Origin of the sequence: Paenibacillus sp. OK076 (assembly GCF_900110055.1) — a bacterium.
In the GTDB taxonomy this organism is placed as follows: domain Bacteria; phylum Bacillota; class Bacilli; order Paenibacillales; family Paenibacillaceae; genus Paenibacillus.
Genome location: NZ_FOCH01000001.1, coordinates 645,340 through 661,056 on the forward strand (window position 1 = coordinate 645,340; position 15,717 = coordinate 661,056).

Here is a 15,717-nt window from a genome sequence, read left to right on the forward strand (position 1 = left end):
TTTTGTTTTCATTAACTTCAGGGGGAGCGGGTACGCATGTCACAGTTTGATCAAGTCAGTGTAGTGAAAGAGGCCAACATTTATTATGAGGGCCAGGTAACCAGCAGAACAGTTATTTTGGGGGATGGCAGCAAGGTGACTCTGGGCATTATGCTTCCAGGCAGTTATGAGTTCGGTACAGATTCACGTGAAATTATGGAGATTCTGTCCGGCGATCTGAGAGTATTACTTCCCGGAGAAGAAGATTGGCAAGAGATTCAAGGTCAAGCTACGTTCCACGTACCTGCCGAATCCAAATTTAAACTGGAGATACGCAGCGTTACCGACTACTGCTGTTCGTACCCGGCGGAATAATACAAGAAGGGTAACCAGAACCGCGACTCGCGGATTCGGTTAACCCTTTTTGCTTCTTAAACTCTAACGACAAAGTTCGGGCTGCAAGCTTGTCAGCCCTGTGGATTTGAAGTATCCTTAGGCTAAGTTGTTTTAGAATGGAAAACGGAAAAAAATACGCTACCGATATCAGGAGGTTTTATAGATCATGGCAAAAAAAGTGAAGTTTGACTACAGCACTGCCCTGCAATTTGTCAATCAACATGAAGTGGACTATTTCGCTGAACCGATTCGTTTGGCTCACGAGCAGCTCCACAACGGAACGGGAACCGGATCGGATTATCTGGGCTGGATCGACCTGCCTACCGCTTATGACAAAGAAGAGTTCTCCCGTATTCAAAAAGCGGCTGCTAAAATCCAAAGCGATTCTGAAGTACTGATCGTTATCGGTATCGGTGGATCATACCTTGGTGCACGTGCAGCGATCGAGATGCTTACGCACTCTTTCTACAACAATCTGCCTAAAGACAAACGCAAAACGCCTGAAATCTACTTTGCAGGAAACAACATCAGCTCCACGTATGTAACTCATTTGCTGGATCTGGTTGAAGGCAAAGACTTCTCCGTTAACGTTATCTCCAAATCCGGTACAACAACGGAGCCAGCGATTGCTTTCCGTATCTTCCGTGCAGCACTGGAGAAAAAATACGGTAAAGAAGAAGCTCGCAAACGGATCTATGCAACAACAGATAAAGAGCGCGGCGCACTGAAAAAACTGGCGAATGAAGAAGGCTATGAATCCTTCATTATTCCGGATGATGTAGGTGGACGTTACTCCGTTCTGACAGCTGTCGGTTTGCTGCCAATCGCAGCAGCTGGCATCAGCATCGAAGAAATGATGCAAGGTGCGGCTGACGCTTCCAAAGAATACAGCAACCCGAACGTAGCTGAGAATGAAGCATATCAATATGCAGCTGTTCGTAACGCACTGTATCGCAAAGGTAAAGGCACAGAAATCCTCGTGAACTACGAGCCATCCCTGCACTTTGTATCCGAATGGTGGAAACAGCTTTACGGAGAGAGTGAAGGTAAAGACTACAAAGGGATTTATCCTGCATCCGTTGATTTCTCGACTGACTTGCACTCCATGGGTCAATTCATTCAAGAGGGCAGCCGGAACATCTTTGAAACAGTGATTCAGGTTGCTGAAGTATCGGAGCATATTTCGATCGAAGCGGATCCGGATGATCTGGATGGTCTGAATTTCCTTGAAGGCAAAACGATGGACTTCGTTAACAAAAAAGCGTTCCAAGGAACACTGCTTGCACACACAGATGGTCAAGTACCAAACTTGATTGTGAACATTCCAGATATGTCTCCATATTCTTTCGGATATCTGGTATACTTCTTTGAAAAAGCATGCGGCATTAGTGGTTACCTGCTGGGAGTCAACCCATTTGACCAACCAGGCGTGGAAGCTTACAAGAAAAATATGTTCGCTTTGCTGGGCAAACCAGGCTTTGAAGAAGAGAAAGCAGCGCTTGAAGCGAGACTTTCCGAATAATTCATCGGTCTGCTCATATAGTTAAATAAGGTAATGTAATTACATTCGGGGAGTCATTGTGAAGCAATGGTTTCCCGGATGTTAAACCAAGGCAGTTCGTCCGCGTGCGCGCGGGGAACTGCTTTCTTGTAAAATGGATCAAATTGGTGGAAAGTTGGATAGGGATGATTGAACGTTATCGCACGGTTCGAGGACCGGGCAATCTGGAAATTGTAATCAAAAAGTCGCGGTTTATCGGTCATATTATGCCGGTCACGACAGAAGAAGAAGCCAACGCTTTTATTGATGAAATCAAGAAAAAACATTGGAATGCTACTCATAACTGCTCCGCATACATGATTGGTGAGCGGGATGAGATCCAGAAGCAATCCGATGATGGCGAACCAAGCGGAACCGCTGGCAAACCGATTCTTGAAGTTATCAAAAATCAGCATTTGAAAAATGTGGCTATCGTTGTTACACGTTACTTTGGGGGAATTATGCTTGGAGCAGGTGGGTTAATTCGCGCTTATACGGATGGAGCAGTTGCAGCCATAGAAGCCGGGGAAGCGATTACCAAAGTGCTCCATCGTGAAGTGTTTGTTGAACTGGATTATACATGGCTGGGCAAAGTGGAAAATGAATTAAGGAGCCGGGAAGTCCGTACAGGTGAAACTGGGTTCACCGATAAGGTTACGTTGACTTGTCTTCCGCCGGATAGTGAAACTGAGGCATTTGTGGCCTGGATCACAGATTTGACGCAAGGGCAATCCCGGATCACGGAGGGACAGCGGCTTTATTTTATTGAAGGGGAATAAAATATATGGCTAGAAGAGCAGTCGAACAGGAGTTGTCGAGGGAGCGGATACTGGAGGCGGCAAGGCATCTTTTTATTACCAAAGGATACCGTGCCATTTCGATGCGAAGCATCGGCCAGCATCTGGGCTATAGTCATGGGTCGCTGTATTATCATTTTAAGGAAAAGGCAGAGCTGTTTTATGCCATCGTGGTTGAAGATTTCAATCATCTGGGGCATTTGCTGCTGCAAGCCATGGTCAGGCCAGTCATGGGCGGCGTGAGCAAGGTGGAACATATCATGATGGAGTTTATTCGTTTTGGTTTGGAGAATCCGTATCAGTACGAGATCATGTTCATGATTCGGGATGAGGAATTGCTGTCGTATTGTCGTACGGAGCAAGGAAGATGCTTTGAATTGTTCGCCTCCATTATTCGGCAATACATGAATGAAGAGGGCTGTACAGAAGAGGATATTCAATGTGTACCGCGTACGCTGTTTTTATCCATGCACGGATTCATATCGTATTATATTCAGGACCGTTTAACCTTTGCAGAGATTGAATCGGCTGCGTTATCTCATGTCAAAGTACTCTGCCGTAATCTCCAACACCAGCCTGGCGTCCAATAAGGCGCTTTTGTCGCACTCCTACACTTCAGGGCGGTGAATTGTCATAACATTAATTCTTTATAACGTTGTCTCGCGAAAGTTTTTGCGCGAAGAAAATCATTACAGGCGGGTTACATCCCTAAATTAGGGTGGGCCGCCTGTTTGTTTTTTATTTTAATCCATGGCGAATCAATAGAAAAAGGGTTGGTATGGAGCTAACCTTCCATGATTTTAAGGAAATATTCCCTTTGACGGGGACCATCAAATTCGCAAAAGTAGATGCCCTGCCATCTGCCAAGCAGTAATCTGCCCTCATGTATAATGACCGTTTGTGATGGTCCGGTTGTGATCGATTTTAAGTGAGAAGCCGTATTTCCCTCAGCATGCCGATATTCGGGATGTTCCCAAGGATACACTTCGTTCAGACGAAGCAGCACGTCATGTTTGACATCCGGGTCTGCATTTTCATTAATTGCAATGCCTGCTGTCGTATGTGGACAATATATCAATACCGTTCCATTCTGCACACCGCTGTCACGGACAACCTGCTCCACCTCCCGCGTAATATCCTTCATCTCATCCCGTCGGGATGTCGATACATTCTTCGTATATAACATACTACTTCACTCCTTTGCTCTAAATTATGTCCTCTAGATTGTACCTTAACCATTACATACCAAACAAACCACTTAGATAAAAGGGGATCAAAGAAATCTGGGGATAACAGCGATCGGAAGGTTGTTCTGGCCGTGTAGCAGGCAGTGTAATAAGATATGAATCCATCTCATATGTACGCCGATTTTATTCAATAAAAGCATTGACGATTAGCACTGCAAACTGGTAAAGTATCAGATAAGCAAAAAACCAAGTAGACTAATGGGAATAATATTAAAGTAATAAAATCCAACTTAGGAAAATGGTTGTACCAAAACAGGAAGACTGCCGACCGGACATAGAACCGGAGGCTGGGAGGGAATGCAGCAATGAATACCGTTCTTCGTCACAAGGGATGGACTTGGGGATTCCGCAGTACCGTATTGCTATATTTTATCGTACTCATTGTACTTCCAATCATCGGTGTGTACGTCAATTCCTTCTCTGAAGGATGGAGCAACTTTATCCAAAGCATTATGGACCCAATCGCATGGAAAGCTGTGCTGTTAACGATCCGGCTGGCTGTTATAGCTACGGTGATTAATGTCATTCTGGGAACCATGATTGCCTGGGTGCTGACACGTTATCGCTTTTTTGGGAGGTCATTCCTTAACAGTCTTGTAGATCTTCCTTTTGCATTGCCAACAGCCGTTGGTGGCCTGATGATTATGCTGCTCCTGGGTCCGATCAGTGCCATTGGCAAACTGGCGGAATCCATGGGGTTTGAAATTGTGTTTCACCAGCCTGCGATTGTGATCGCGATGACCTTTGTAACGTTTCCATTTGTCATTCGTGCAGTGCAGCCTTTGCTCGAGGAGATCGATCCCTCGGAGGAAGAGGCATCATACACGATGGGAGCATCGAAGGCGCGCACATTCAGGCAGGTCATTCTTCCGTCCATGGCTCCGGGCATGATTAGTGGGGGAATGCTCGCATTCTCCAGAGCACTGGCCGAATTCGGGGCTGTTGTACTGGTGGCAGGCAATATTCCGGGAAGAACACTGACGGCTTCCGTATTTATTTACGGAGAGATCGAAAGTGACAATCCAACCGGTGCCGCGGCCGTTTCCGTACTGCTCTTAACGCTCTCCTTCCTGATCCTCTGGCTCATTAATCTGGTACAGATGCGGGGGAGAAGACGATGAGGCGACTATTAATCGGACTGACGTTTGCGGTGTTCATTGTACTGCTGATCATCCCGCTTGGACGTATTGTTATTGGTGCATTTGAAGACGGGGCAGGAGGATTCCTGGATGGGTTGTTGCGCCCTGAGGCGCTTCATGCCTTGATGATGACAGGACTTGTTGTACTTGTTGTCACGCTGTTAAATACATTGTTTGGCGTTATGATGGCCATTTATCTGGTTCGCGCCGGATGGCTGAGTGACCGGGTGAAAGGGCTGCTGAACAGCATTGTGGATCTGCCCTATGCCGTATCACCCGTCATTGGCGGATTGATGATTGTACTACTGCTGGGTCCCAACAGCATTATGGGCGCTTTTTTTGAAGGAATTGGATTCAATGTGGTCTATGCCTTCCCGGGCATGGTCATTGCAACGTTGTTTGTCACTTTTCCACTGATGGTCCGAGAGGTCATGCCTGTCTTGCAGGAGCTTGGATCTCAGCAGGAAGAGGCTGCGTCAACGCTTGGTGCATACGGCTGGAGAACGTTCTGGAGTGTTACCTGGCCTTCCATCCGCTGGGCGGTTGTGTACGGTCTTGTGTTGACGGTTGCCCGTTCGCTTGGGGAATTCGGTGCAGTGTTGGTTGTATCGGGTAACATTATGAACAAAACGCAGACGGCCACAACGCTTGTATATCAGGATGTAGAGAATTTTAACGTAGCTGCCGCAAATGGTGTGGCATTGGTACTGGTTACCTTTTCTGTCGGGCTGCTGCTTATGATGGAATGGGCCAAGAAGCGAAAGGAAGTGCATTGAGATGCATGTGGAAGTCCGTGATCTGAACAAACATTTCGGTGATTTTCATGCGGTAAAAGATGTCTCGTTCGATATTGCCAAAGGCCATCTAATCGGTTTGCTGGGACCCAGCGGAGGTGGGAAAACATCCATTCTGCGTATGCTGGCGGGTCTGGAGAATCCAGGTTCCGGGGAGATTCGTTTTCATGGAAAGGTCGTAAACCATCTGCCTCCGCAGGAGCGGGGAATCGGATTTGTATTTCAGAACTATGCTTTGTTCAAACATATGACGGTATTTGATAATATCGCCTTTGGACTCAAGGTCAAAAAGACCCCCAAAGCACAGATCCGTGATCGGGTCATGGAGCTGGTGGAATTGACAGGGCTGAAAGGTTTCGAACAGCGTTATCCACATCAGTTGTCTGGTGGACAGCGGCAGCGTGTCGCTTTTGCCAGAGCATTGGCCCCTGAGCCCCAGCTGCTGCTGCTGGATGAACCGTTTGCCGCCATTGATGCCAAGATCCGTCAGGAATTGCGTTCGTGGCTGAGAGAACTGATTGAGCGGGTGGGTATCACTTCGATTTTTGTAACCCATGACCAGGATGAAGCGATTGAAGTTGCCGACGAAATTATGATTATCAGCCAAGGGCGGTTGGAGCAGAAGGGCACGCCATGGGATATTTACAAAAATCCAGAGACACCTTTTGTTGCTACATTTATCGGGGAATCCACCGTTGTGGAGGATGCTTCACAGCTCAAGGGTTTCGAACATGCGGTGGAAGGGGAGCGCACCCGTGCGTTGATCCGCCCTGAGTATATCGAGATCGGTTTGAAGAACGAGTTCAGCATGCTGTCCGCTACTGAAAAGGGTACCGTCAAACACCTTCATTTCCGCGGAAGTGAATGGATGGTGGAAGTGGAAGTTGAAGGCCATAAACTCATTACGTATCGTTCCCTGGAGAAAACAACGCTGCAAGTCGGCCAACAGATTCGGGTGCTTGTGCATCGGGCATATCTGTTCAATGATACCCATAGCTGGGTTGTTGAGAACCGATTGAAGGAAGATCCAATGCCGGTCATCATCTAATCAGAAGATTATTTGTTTCAGAATTGTTCTAGAATTTTGGAGAGAGGTGCTGCCCATGCAGACGATGAAGAAGAAATTCAACCCTTTATACGTTGTCCTCATGCTTCTGCTCGTCTGCATGACCGTTGGATGTAGCAAGCAGGAGGATGCGAGCGGACAGAACGGAACTTCGACAGACGACCAATCCAATACATTGGTTATCGGTGCTTACAGTGTAGCCAAAGACGCCGTCGGAGAGTTATTGCCCAAGTTCCAGGCGGAATGGAAAGCCAAGACTGGACAGACGGTTCACTTTCAAGAATCCTATGAAGCCTCAGGGACACAAGCCAGAGCCATTGTTGGTGGATTCGAAGCTGATGTTGCGCTTCTGGCGATGGAAAGTGATATCGACAAGCTGGTCAAAGCTGATCTGGTCAGCTCCAACTGGAAACAGGCACCGAATGATGGCATGATCACCCGCTCGATCGTTGTTCTGGGTACAAGAGCAGGCAACCCGCTGGGTATCCGCGACTTTGAAGATTTGACCAAGCCGGGGGTTAAGGTGCTGTATCCTAATCCCAAGACGTCAGGCGGAGCACAGTGGGACATTAATGCCATCTATGGTGCAGGGTTGAAGTTATCAGAGGAGGAGCAAGGGAAGAAAGATCCTGCCGTGGCTAAAGCTTTTCTGGAAAAAGTACATGAGAATGTTGAGTCACTGGATAAGAGTGGCCGATCCTCCATGGCGGCATTTGAATATGGCGTGGGTGACGTTATCGTCACGTATGAAAATGAATTGCTTGCCCGGATTGCCAAGGGTGTCAATTATGATATCGTGGTTCCCAAAAACACAATCCTGATTGAGAATCCGGCGGTTGTTGTGGACAAATATGCGGATAAGCATGGCAATCGTGAATTGGCGGAGGCTTTTGTAGCCTATCTGCGAACACCGGAAGCACAGCGCATTTTTGCCAAGCACGGTTTCCGTTCGGTAGATCCTGAGGTGTTTGCAGAGACGAAGTCCTCGTTCCCAACGCCTGAAGGTCTGTTCGATATTAACTACCTCGGCGGATGGGACAAGGTACGCAGTACACTGTATTCCAAACGAGGCGTATGGTACCAGGTGTTGGCCGGGTTGTAAGATCGTACGAGCATCGTCCTGTTATTGAATTTCAGAAGATTAATTGTTATTCAAACCTCCCTTTCACGATAAAAAGTGATATGGAGGTTTTTTGCATTGCTAGGCAATAATGTTATTTCATTTAAACCCGATAGGTTAAGTTGGAAAAAATCGTTGCAATTTGTCGAATCCTTGCCTATACTATCTAACAGAACGTTAAATTACAGCGAGGGGAAATATCATAATGAAATCGAAAAAAATGTGGCTGTCATTGATGCTGGTTCTGGTTGTGGCAATCATGAGTGCATGCGGAAGCAGCGGTGACGGAACAAGTTCTTCGTCTAATACCGCAGAAAATACAGCGACAACGGATGATAGCCAACCGAAAGATGGCGGAAGCATCATCATTGCCGTTCAGGATGATCCTAAAGTGATGAATCCGATCTATGCGGGTGACCGTGTAACGTTGACGATTGATCAATCTTTATATGCTCCACTGTTCAATGTGAATGATGGCAAAAAAACGTATGTGCTCGCAGAGAGCGACAGCTTCTCTGATGATCACCTGACGTATACATTGAAGCTCAAAGACGGCCTGAAATGGCATGACGGCCAGCCTCTTACAGCGGATGATATTGTGTTCACGATGGATAGTATCCTTGATGAGAAACAGCACAGTTCTTCCCGTAGTCAGTATGTTTTTGATGGCAAACCGGTTAAAGTAACCAAGGTCGATGACCTGACGGTAGAATTCAAATTGCCGGAAGTATCTGCTGCTTTTGAAGGAGCATTGGTTTCTTTCTTTCCAATCCCTAAACATATTTTTGAAGGCGAAGCCGATATTGAGAAAAGCGACAAAAACAACAACCCGATCGGTTCCGGTCCGTTCAAGTTCAAGGAATACCGTCCGGGCGAATACGTAACACTGGAACGTTTTGATGATTACTTTGCAGGCAAAGCTCATCTGGATAGCGTGACGTATCGTGTAGCGAAAGATCCAAATGCAGCGAACCTGGCTTTGCAAAACGGCGAGATTCAAATGCGTATGGTTGACACACAGGATTACAACAAATTGAACGACACAGGCAAATTCAACATGCTGACTTACCCGGAAGGTCGCTTGCAATACATGGTGTTCAACCTGAACGTGCCTTCGATGCAAAAGAAAGAAGTTCGTCAAGCCATCGCTTATGCTTTGGATAAAAATGAATTGATCACTGCTTCGTATTCTTCAGCTGACTTTGCTGAACCGGCTCCGTCGATTCTGACACCGGACACGTTGTACCAAACGGACGATGTTGAGAAATACGACTACAACGTGGAAAAAGCAAAACAATTGCTGGCTGATGCAGGCGTAAGCAACCTGAAATTGCGTCTTGCTTACACAAACACCAACAAACCACAAACAAGCCAAGCGCTGTACATTCAGCAAAAACTGAAAGACGTGGGCATTGAAGTAGAATTGCTGCCGATGGATGGAACAGCTTACGGTAACCGCACATTGGATATGAACAACACAGACTTTGAATTGTCCTTTGGTGGATACATTATGGGGTATGAGCCAGATGCTTATAAATCTCTCTTCCTGAGTGATGCGGCATATAACTACTCCCATTACAAAAATGCCGATTTCGATAAACTGTGGAATGAAGCAGCCGTTCAAATTGACGAAACGAAACGTGGCGATTTGTACAAACAAATCCAACAAACGGTAGCAAATGAAATGACGGTATACCCAATTGCCTACACGAAAGCTGTAGTGGCGATTGACAACACTTACGGCGGCGTTGAAGATGCAAATCCGAAACCAGTCGTGATGCTTGAAGATCTGTCCAAAATCTTTAAAAAATAATCATATAGAATGAACGTATTGTTTGAACCTTTGAGATTCACAAAGAACGTAGAGGACAGAAATAACCTGAAGAAACGAAGTGTTCGCCTTTATCCCCAGATTTCCCCTTTTTATAAAGGAATCAAAGAAATCTGGGGGTAACAGCGATCGGAAGGTTGTTCTGTCATCGGAGTGGCCGATGTGAATCCTTGGTTCAATCCACATGCGTTCATTCTATATAACAAGCCAATAACGCCGGCCGCGAGGCCGGCGTTGATTCGGAGGTGCCCATGTGAACAACTATATTGTCCGAAGGATCGCACAAGCGATCCCTCTTCTTTTTGTAATCTCCATCGTATCGTTCACCTTGATCAAGCTGGCGCCGGGCGATCCGGTGCTTTCCTTTGTTACCCCGAATATGGGGGCAGAAGATGTGGAGCGTATTCGGCAAAACCTCGGTCTTGATCAACCGATGTACGTGCAATATGTCGTATGGCTCAAAAATGTACTGTCTGGTGACCTTGGTTATTCACTGGTGAACCATCGCCCGGTTGCCGAAATGATTATTGAACGATTGCCCGCTACGTTTGGATTGATGGGGGCATCGCTATTATTGTCTTTGCTGATTTCTATTCCGCTGAGCATGATTGCGGGTTCGCGTCAAAACAGCCTGTTTGACCGTGGACTCAGCTTAATCTCGTATATCGGGATATCGATTCCTAGCTTCTGGTTCGGTATGATGCTGATTTATTTCTTTGCAGTAGAGCTGCATTGGTTGCCCAGCATGGGTATGCGAACGGTTGGTATGGACTCCGCATGGGATATTATCAAACACGGTATTTTGCCATGTACCGTATTGACCTTCATGAACGTATCCGTGTACATGCGGTACATTCGTTCGAATACAATTAGTCAGCTGGAAGAGGACTATGTTCAAATTCAGTATGCTTACGGCGCAACTAAAGGAACGGTACTGCTTCGTCATGTACTCAAAAATGTACTGCTGCCTGTAATCACCATTCTCGGTATGTCTTTGCCGGAGCTGATTGCGGGAGCGTTTATTACGGAGTCCGTTTTCTCATGGCCGGGGATGGGATCTCTCGGGATTTCGGCCGTTCACGGTTTGGACTATCCGATTATCATGGGCATTACGATGATGTCCTCTGTGCTGCTGGTTGTCGGAAACCTGGTAGCTGATATCTTATATGGCGTGGTAGATCCACGAATCAAGACAACGGGGTGAGACAAAAATGAATTCAATGCGCTGGCGTAATTTACGGACGCAGTTAAGACAGCAGAAACTGGGCCTTGCGGCTGTCATCATATTGGGCATCTTTGTGCTCGCATCCCTGTTTGCGTTTCTGTCTCCACATGATCCGAATGAAATTGTAGTGATGGAGCGACTTCAACAGCCAAGTGCAGATCACTGGTTTGGTACGGACGATTACGGACGGGATTATTTGGCTCGGGCGTTATACGGAGGACGGGTGTCTCTTGCCGTAGGTTTCCTCTCTATGGCTATTGCCGTTATTGTGGGAACACTGGTAGGTACGGTTAGTGGTTATTTTGGCGGCTGGGTGGATAATACGTTGATGCGTATTGTTGACGTGCTCATGTCGATTCCATCCTTCTTCCTGATGCTGATCCTGAACGCATATCTGAAGCCGGGGATCGGCACAATTATTGTCATTATCGGGGTACTGAGCTGGATGAATATTGCCCGGATTGTCAGGGCTGAGGCGATGTCGGTCAAGCAGCGTGAATACGTACTGTATGCGCGTGTATCGGGTCAAAAGCCTGGCCGGATCATCATGAAGCACATTATTCCCAATATTATTCCAACCATTATTGTCGCAGCAACCATCAACATCGCGAGTGCGATTCTCATGGAATCGTCACTAAGCTTCCTCGGACTGGGTGTTAAACAACCGAACTCTTCTTGGGGCAGCATGTTGAATGATGCACAGGGCTTTATTAGTGAAGCGCCGTATATGGCGATTTTCCCGGGACTGTTTATTTTGCTGACGGTGCTGTCGTTTAACTTCCTGGGGGATGTGTTCCGCGTAGCCTTCGAGCCCAAAGCGAACAAGCGATAGATGATTTTCGACTAAATATAGGTTCGACTAAACATTTTACACGAGAACGGAGAAGACAGAAATAACCTGAAGAAGCGAAGAGTTCGCCTAAAAGCTTTCTGAAAGAAAGCTACATCGGAAGCATACGCTATCACCGGATTTTCCCTTACGAAAAGGGAATCAAAAAAAATCTGGGGATAACAGCGATCGGAAGGTTGTTCTGTCTTTGGAGTGGCTAGTGTAAATATTCTTTGGTTGAACTTACACAGCGGGGTGAATACAATGACAGATTTATTATCGGTCAAACAACTGAAAACGTCCTTTGCAACTCGTGAAGGTGAGGTACAGTCCGTCCGGGGTGTGAGTTTTACGTTAAAAGAAGGCGAGGTGGTTGGGCTGGTTGGCGAGTCCGGCAGTGGCAAAAGTGTAACTGCCCGTTCGCTGATTCGGCTGATCCAGTCACCGGGCCGGATTACGGATGGTCAGATTTTGTTCCGTGGAGAGGATCTGCTGACCAAGTCGGACAAGGAGCTGCGCAAAATCCGGGGCAATCGCATCTCGATGATTTTCCAGGACCCGATGACATCACTTAATCCAGTCGTTCGTGTAGGTAAACAGATGACAGAGGTCATTCGTCGTCACCGGAAAATGGACAAGTCGGCTGCACGCAAGGAAGCGATTGAGTTGCTGCGGCAAGTGGGCATTCCTTCTCCGGAAGAACGGATCGACCAATATCCACACGAGTTCAGCGGAGGCATGAGACAGCGGGTAATGATCGCCATGGCTCTGTCCTGCAAGCCGGAGTTATTGATCGCGGATGAACCGACGACAGCGCTGGATGTGACCATTCAGGCACAGATTTTACAGCTGATGCAGGAGCTGAAAGATTCCACGCAGACATCCATTCTGATGATTACGCATGACCTGGGTGTCGTTGCTCAGGTCTGCACCCGAGTGATTGTGATGTATGGTGGACTCATTATGGAAGAGGGGCCAGTGGAGCGTATTTTCGCTCATCCGCAGCATCCATATACTCAGGGATTGCTGCGCTCCATTCCGAAGCACGGCGAGGAAGGTGGACGCCAGCGGCTGGCAACCATTGAAGGTACACCGCCCAATCTGCTTCATCCACCAACCGGATGTCCGTTTATGGAACGTTGCCCACACGCCATGGAAGTATGCAAACAGATGCCTGCGTATACCGAGACTGCACCCGGTCATCGAGCGCTATGCTGGTTGCTGGACGATCAAGGTCGGGAACAACAACAAGTACAAACAGGAGCATCATCAGAGGAGGTGGAGCAATGAGTACAGGAACCGATCAGCGTGAAGTGCTGCTGGACGTGCGTGGCTTGAAAAAACATTTTCCGGTACGTGGTGCTGGCAAAGGCAAAGACGTCGTGAAAGCCGTGGACAACGTCAGTTTTCATATTCACAAGGGAGAAACATTCGGACTGGTCGGTGAATCCGGCTGTGGCAAATCAACGACTGGACGCAGCATCGTAAGACTCTATGATGTGACGGACGGAAGCATTATGTTTGGTGGACAGGACGTTGCGAAGATGAATGAACGCCAGTTGAAGCCATTTCGCAAACGGATGCAGACGATTTTTCAGGACCCCTATTCTTCACTGAATCCGGGTATGAATGTCCTGCAGATTATTAGTGAGCCTATGGAAATTCATAGTTATGCTTCCAAGGCAGAGATGAAGGGGCGAGCGCTTGACCTGATGAACCGTGTGGGCCTGAAGCCAGAGCACGCGGAGCGTTATCCACATGAATTCAGTGGAGGGCAGCGTCAGCGGATCAGCATTGCCCGTGCATTGTCGGTGAACCCGGAGTTTATTTTGTGTGATGAGCCGTTGTCCGCCCTGGATGTGTCCGTACAGGCACAGGTGGTCAATATGCTTGAAGATTTGCAGGCAGAGCTGGGACTGACCTATTTGTTCATTGCCCATGATCTGTCCATGGTACGTCACATCTCCAACCGAATCGGTGTGATGTATCGCGGTAAGCTGGTAGAAGTAGCACCAACAGAAGAACTGTACCGTAATCCGGTACATCCGTACACCCAGGCATTGCTGGCAGCAATTCCTGTACCTGATCCAACGGTGCGGAACGTGATGCCGCCGATCTACAGTGGGGATACCGATCCATCCGCTCGGGGACGGGATGAAGAACCGGAGTGGATGGAAGTTTCGCCAGGACACTTTGTATCCGGCTATCGAGACAGGATATAATGGATTAGGAAGTTCAATGGACTAATGATATATAGTGGCAGGAAGGTGTGAGTTGGATGAGCGCTGAGTTTAAGTTGTCCCAAAATACAGCGATTCGGCTGGAACAGGCTCGTAGCAAAGGCATGTCGGATGCAGCTTTGTTGGAAGCGATACAAGCCAAAGATGTGGCTGCTTTTGATACCGTGTCTGAGGAGCACTACAGATATGATGATCTTTTCTCCTATGCGGACGAGCATGGCGAGAATCTGGAAGGTGCGGTTAAAGACGGCTACCGGATTACCTTTAACACGCGTGGTGGTCTGGGCATTTACTTGCAAAAGTCCTTCGGATTACAGCCGGAGATAGACTTCACTGTGGGTGAAGGCATCGTAACCGGGTTGATATTAAAACCGGAGCAGGCAGATGTGCTGGCAAAGCGCCTTGCATCAAACTGGGTGATTACCGAATCCAAACATGTACCTGAGGGCCAAGAGCTGACGTTGAAGCTGCGGGCTTTGGTATAGTGAAACAACAGACTGTCCCGTTTGCAGTGATTAACTGCGGCGTGATGGTCTTTTTTTTGCAAAAACAGAGGTGGGAGATTACAATTTACATATCATTAATCGGATGGAACATGAATTTGGGATGCATTGCTTCCGGGATAGAGAGGGGACTTTTCTAATGAATCAGCTAACATTTCTGGGAACAGGGGATGCGATGGGTGTTCCGCGGGTGTATTGTGATTGTGACGTTTGCACAGAAGCCCGAATTACGGGGATCAACCTTCGCAAACGTGCTGCTGTTTTGATTCATAGTGATGGCGAGCACGAACCTTTCATGATTGACTGCGGACCGGACTGGAGATCACAGATGGAAGATCAAGGGATGCGGATGGTGCAGACGCTGCTGATCACTCATGCGCATTTTGATCATATTGGAGGCTTGCCCGAATGGGCAGATGCGTGTCGCTGGTTGGGTGTAAAAGGGCAGTTGTATGCACCACGGGAGGTGATCGCGACCATCCAAAGTCAGTTTCCATGGCTCGGTCGTCATATGAATTTTCTGGAAACGGATGCGGATATCGAGCTCGGTGGATGGAAGGTGCACTCCTGGAAAGTTTGCCACGGTCATAATGGCTATTCGTATGCGTATCGATTGGAGCGTGAAGGATATACCTGGGCGTATTGCTCGGATGCCATTGATCTGAAGGCTTCGGAGAAGCAGCCGTTGTATGGGCTTGATCTCCTGGTACTTGGGACGAGCTTTGTTCATGAACTTGCGGAATTCTCCACACGCTCAGTGTACGATATGGTTGAGGCGCAGGAGCTGTTGCAAGATTTGAAGCCGGGTCAGACCTATTTTACACATATGTCTCACGACGTGGATGTACGCCAGAATTATGATCTGGATCAGGGGATTACGCTGGCACTTACTGGTCTGAAGGTGAAGCTGGGAGAATAGGACAGCCATGCTAAAAATAAATTCAGAAGAGCGTATCCTTTGCCGGAGGTTCTTCGTTTACATAGTGTAAGGCAATTACAGCAAGTAAATTG

The 15,717-nt window shown here is 47.6% G+C and carries 16 protein-coding genes; 15 read left to right on the top strand and 1 reads right to left on the bottom strand.

What is annotated here, in order from left to right; genetic code table 11:
• Window positions 1–36: 36 nt before the first annotated feature.
• The 4 genes from BMY78_RS02795 to BMY78_RS02810 all read left to right on the top strand — a co-directional run bounded on the left by BMY78_RS02795 (window position 37) and on the right by BMY78_RS02810 (window position 3,302).
• Window positions 37–354, top strand: a complete 318-nt coding sequence (locus tag BMY78_RS02795; protein ID WP_053781719.1) for a pyrimidine/purine nucleoside phosphorylase — start codon at window positions 37–39, stop codon at window positions 352–354.
• Window positions 355–541: 187 nt separating this feature from the next.
• Window positions 542–1,897 (top strand): glucose-6-phosphate isomerase, encoded by a 1,356-nt coding sequence (locus BMY78_RS02800; protein WP_076291734.1) that lies wholly within the window; start codon window positions 542–544, stop codon window positions 1,895–1,897.
• A 164-nt stretch (window positions 1,898–2,061) separates the two neighbouring features.
• Window positions 2,062–2,694 carry a YigZ family protein gene (locus tag BMY78_RS02805; RefSeq protein ID WP_090894474.1) on the top strand — a complete coding sequence of 211 codons (633 nt, stop codon included), beginning with the start codon at window positions 2,062–2,064 and terminating at the stop codon, window positions 2,692–2,694.
• Window positions 2,695–2,699: 5 nt separating this feature from the next.
• Entirely contained in the window at window positions 2,700–3,302 is a 603-nt protein-coding gene (locus BMY78_RS02810; RefSeq protein WP_063564400.1) for a TetR/AcrR family transcriptional regulator, read from the top strand.
• A 194-nt stretch (window positions 3,303–3,496) separates the two neighbouring features.
• Here the strand turns inward: BMY78_RS02810 and BMY78_RS02815 are convergent, their stop codons facing one another.
• Entirely contained in the window at window positions 3,497–3,898 is a 402-nt protein-coding gene (locus tag BMY78_RS02815; protein WP_090894476.1) for a secondary thiamine-phosphate synthase enzyme YjbQ, read from the bottom strand.
• A gap of 366 nt (window positions 3,899–4,264) precedes the next feature.
• Between BMY78_RS02815 and cysT the strand changes: the two genes are divergently transcribed.
• The 11 genes from cysT to BMY78_RS02870 all read left to right on the top strand — a co-directional run bounded on the left by cysT (window position 4,265) and on the right by BMY78_RS02870 (window position 15,625).
• On the top strand, window positions 4,265–5,080 hold the full coding sequence (cysT, locus tag BMY78_RS02820; protein WP_063564398.1) for a sulfate ABC transporter permease subunit CysT: 816 nt from the start codon (window positions 4,265–4,267) through the stop codon (window positions 5,078–5,080).
• Window positions 5,077–5,874 carry a sulfate ABC transporter permease subunit gene (locus tag BMY78_RS02825; RefSeq protein ID WP_090894479.1) on the top strand — a complete coding sequence of 266 codons (798 nt, stop codon included), beginning with the start codon at window positions 5,077–5,079 and terminating at the stop codon, window positions 5,872–5,874. Before cysT ends, BMY78_RS02825 begins: the two co-directional genes overlap by 4 nt.
• Before the next feature lies 1 nt (window position 5,875).
• Complete coding sequence (locus BMY78_RS02830) at window positions 5,876–6,940, top strand: sulfate/molybdate ABC transporter ATP-binding protein (protein WP_024629354.1); 1,065 nt, start codon at window positions 5,876–5,878, stop codon at window positions 6,938–6,940.
• Between the two features lie 55 nt (window positions 6,941–6,995).
• Complete coding sequence (locus tag BMY78_RS02835; protein ID WP_090894481.1) at window positions 6,996–8,060, top strand: sulfate ABC transporter substrate-binding protein; 1,065 nt, start codon at window positions 6,996–6,998, stop codon at window positions 8,058–8,060.
• 223 nt (window positions 8,061–8,283) lie between these two features.
• Window positions 8,284–9,891: an ABC transporter substrate-binding protein gene (locus BMY78_RS02840; RefSeq protein WP_090894483.1), complete on the top strand. Its 1,608-nt coding sequence runs from the start codon at window positions 8,284–8,286 to the stop codon at window positions 9,889–9,891.
• Window positions 9,892–10,162: 271 nt separating this feature from the next.
• Window positions 10,163–11,113 carry an ABC transporter permease gene (locus BMY78_RS02845; protein WP_062326882.1) on the top strand — a complete coding sequence of 317 codons (951 nt, stop codon included), beginning with the start codon at window positions 10,163–10,165 and terminating at the stop codon, window positions 11,111–11,113.
• A gap of 7 nt (window positions 11,114–11,120) precedes the next feature.
• Window positions 11,121–11,966, top strand: coding sequence for an ABC transporter permease (locus BMY78_RS02850; RefSeq protein ID WP_090894485.1), 846 nt, complete (start codon window positions 11,121–11,123; stop codon window positions 11,964–11,966).
• Window positions 11,967–12,227: 261 nt separating this feature from the next.
• Window positions 12,228–13,253 carry an ABC transporter ATP-binding protein gene (locus BMY78_RS02855; RefSeq protein WP_090894488.1) on the top strand — a complete coding sequence of 342 codons (1,026 nt, stop codon included), beginning with the start codon at window positions 12,228–12,230 and terminating at the stop codon, window positions 13,251–13,253.
• The gene (locus tag BMY78_RS02860) at window positions 13,250–14,185 is read left to right on the top strand and encodes an ABC transporter ATP-binding protein (protein WP_177185635.1); all 936 of its coding nucleotides are present in this window, start codon (window positions 13,250–13,252) and stop codon (window positions 14,183–14,185) included. Before BMY78_RS02855 ends, BMY78_RS02860 begins: the two co-directional genes overlap by 4 nt.
• 56 nt (window positions 14,186–14,241) lie before the next feature.
• Window positions 14,242–14,688 (top strand): hypothetical protein, encoded by a 447-nt coding sequence (locus BMY78_RS02865; RefSeq protein WP_090894492.1) that lies wholly within the window; start codon window positions 14,242–14,244, stop codon window positions 14,686–14,688.
• A gap of 157 nt (window positions 14,689–14,845) precedes the next feature.
• Window positions 14,846–15,625 (top strand): MBL fold metallo-hydrolase, encoded by a 780-nt coding sequence (locus BMY78_RS02870; protein ID WP_090894494.1) that lies wholly within the window; start codon window positions 14,846–14,848, stop codon window positions 15,623–15,625.
• Window positions 15,626–15,717: the final 92 nt, after the last annotated feature.

What these genes read in the sequence shown, in the direction of transcription:
- BMY78_RS02795 (WP_053781719.1), top strand. Translation starts at nt 37, where the DNA reads ATGTCACAGTTTGATCAAGTCAGTGTAGTGAAAGAGGCCAACATTTAT.
- BMY78_RS02800 (WP_076291734.1), top strand. Translation starts at nt 542, where the DNA reads ATGGCAAAAAAAGTGAAGTTTGACTACAGCACTGCCCTGCAATTTGTC.
- BMY78_RS02805 (WP_090894474.1), top strand. Translation starts at nt 2,062, where the DNA reads ATGATTGAACGTTATCGCACGGTTCGAGGACCGGGCAATCTGGAAATT.
- BMY78_RS02810 (WP_063564400.1), top strand. Translation starts at nt 2,700, where the DNA reads ATGGCTAGAAGAGCAGTCGAACAGGAGTTGTCGAGGGAGCGGATACTG.
- BMY78_RS02815 (WP_090894476.1), bottom strand. Translation starts at nt 3,898, where the DNA reads ATGTTATATACGAAGAATGTATCGACATCCCGACGGGATGAGATGAAG.
- cysT (WP_063564398.1), top strand. Translation starts at nt 4,265, where the DNA reads ATGAATACCGTTCTTCGTCACAAGGGATGGACTTGGGGATTCCGCAGT.
- BMY78_RS02825 (WP_090894479.1), top strand. Translation starts at nt 5,077, where the DNA reads ATGAGGCGACTATTAATCGGACTGACGTTTGCGGTGTTCATTGTACTG.
- BMY78_RS02830 (WP_024629354.1), top strand. Translation starts at nt 5,876, where the DNA reads ATGCATGTGGAAGTCCGTGATCTGAACAAACATTTCGGTGATTTTCAT.
- BMY78_RS02835 (WP_090894481.1), top strand. Translation starts at nt 6,996, where the DNA reads ATGCAGACGATGAAGAAGAAATTCAACCCTTTATACGTTGTCCTCATG.
- BMY78_RS02840 (WP_090894483.1), top strand. Translation starts at nt 8,284, where the DNA reads ATGAAATCGAAAAAAATGTGGCTGTCATTGATGCTGGTTCTGGTTGTG.
- BMY78_RS02850 (WP_090894485.1), top strand. Translation starts at nt 11,121, where the DNA reads ATGAATTCAATGCGCTGGCGTAATTTACGGACGCAGTTAAGACAGCAG.
- BMY78_RS02855 (WP_090894488.1), top strand. Translation starts at nt 12,228, where the DNA reads ATGACAGATTTATTATCGGTCAAACAACTGAAAACGTCCTTTGCAACT.
- BMY78_RS02860 (WP_177185635.1), top strand. Translation starts at nt 13,250, where the DNA reads ATGAGTACAGGAACCGATCAGCGTGAAGTGCTGCTGGACGTGCGTGGC.
- BMY78_RS02865 (WP_090894492.1), top strand. Translation starts at nt 14,242, where the DNA reads ATGAGCGCTGAGTTTAAGTTGTCCCAAAATACAGCGATTCGGCTGGAA.
- BMY78_RS02870 (WP_090894494.1), top strand. Translation starts at nt 14,846, where the DNA reads ATGAATCAGCTAACATTTCTGGGAACAGGGGATGCGATGGGTGTTCCG.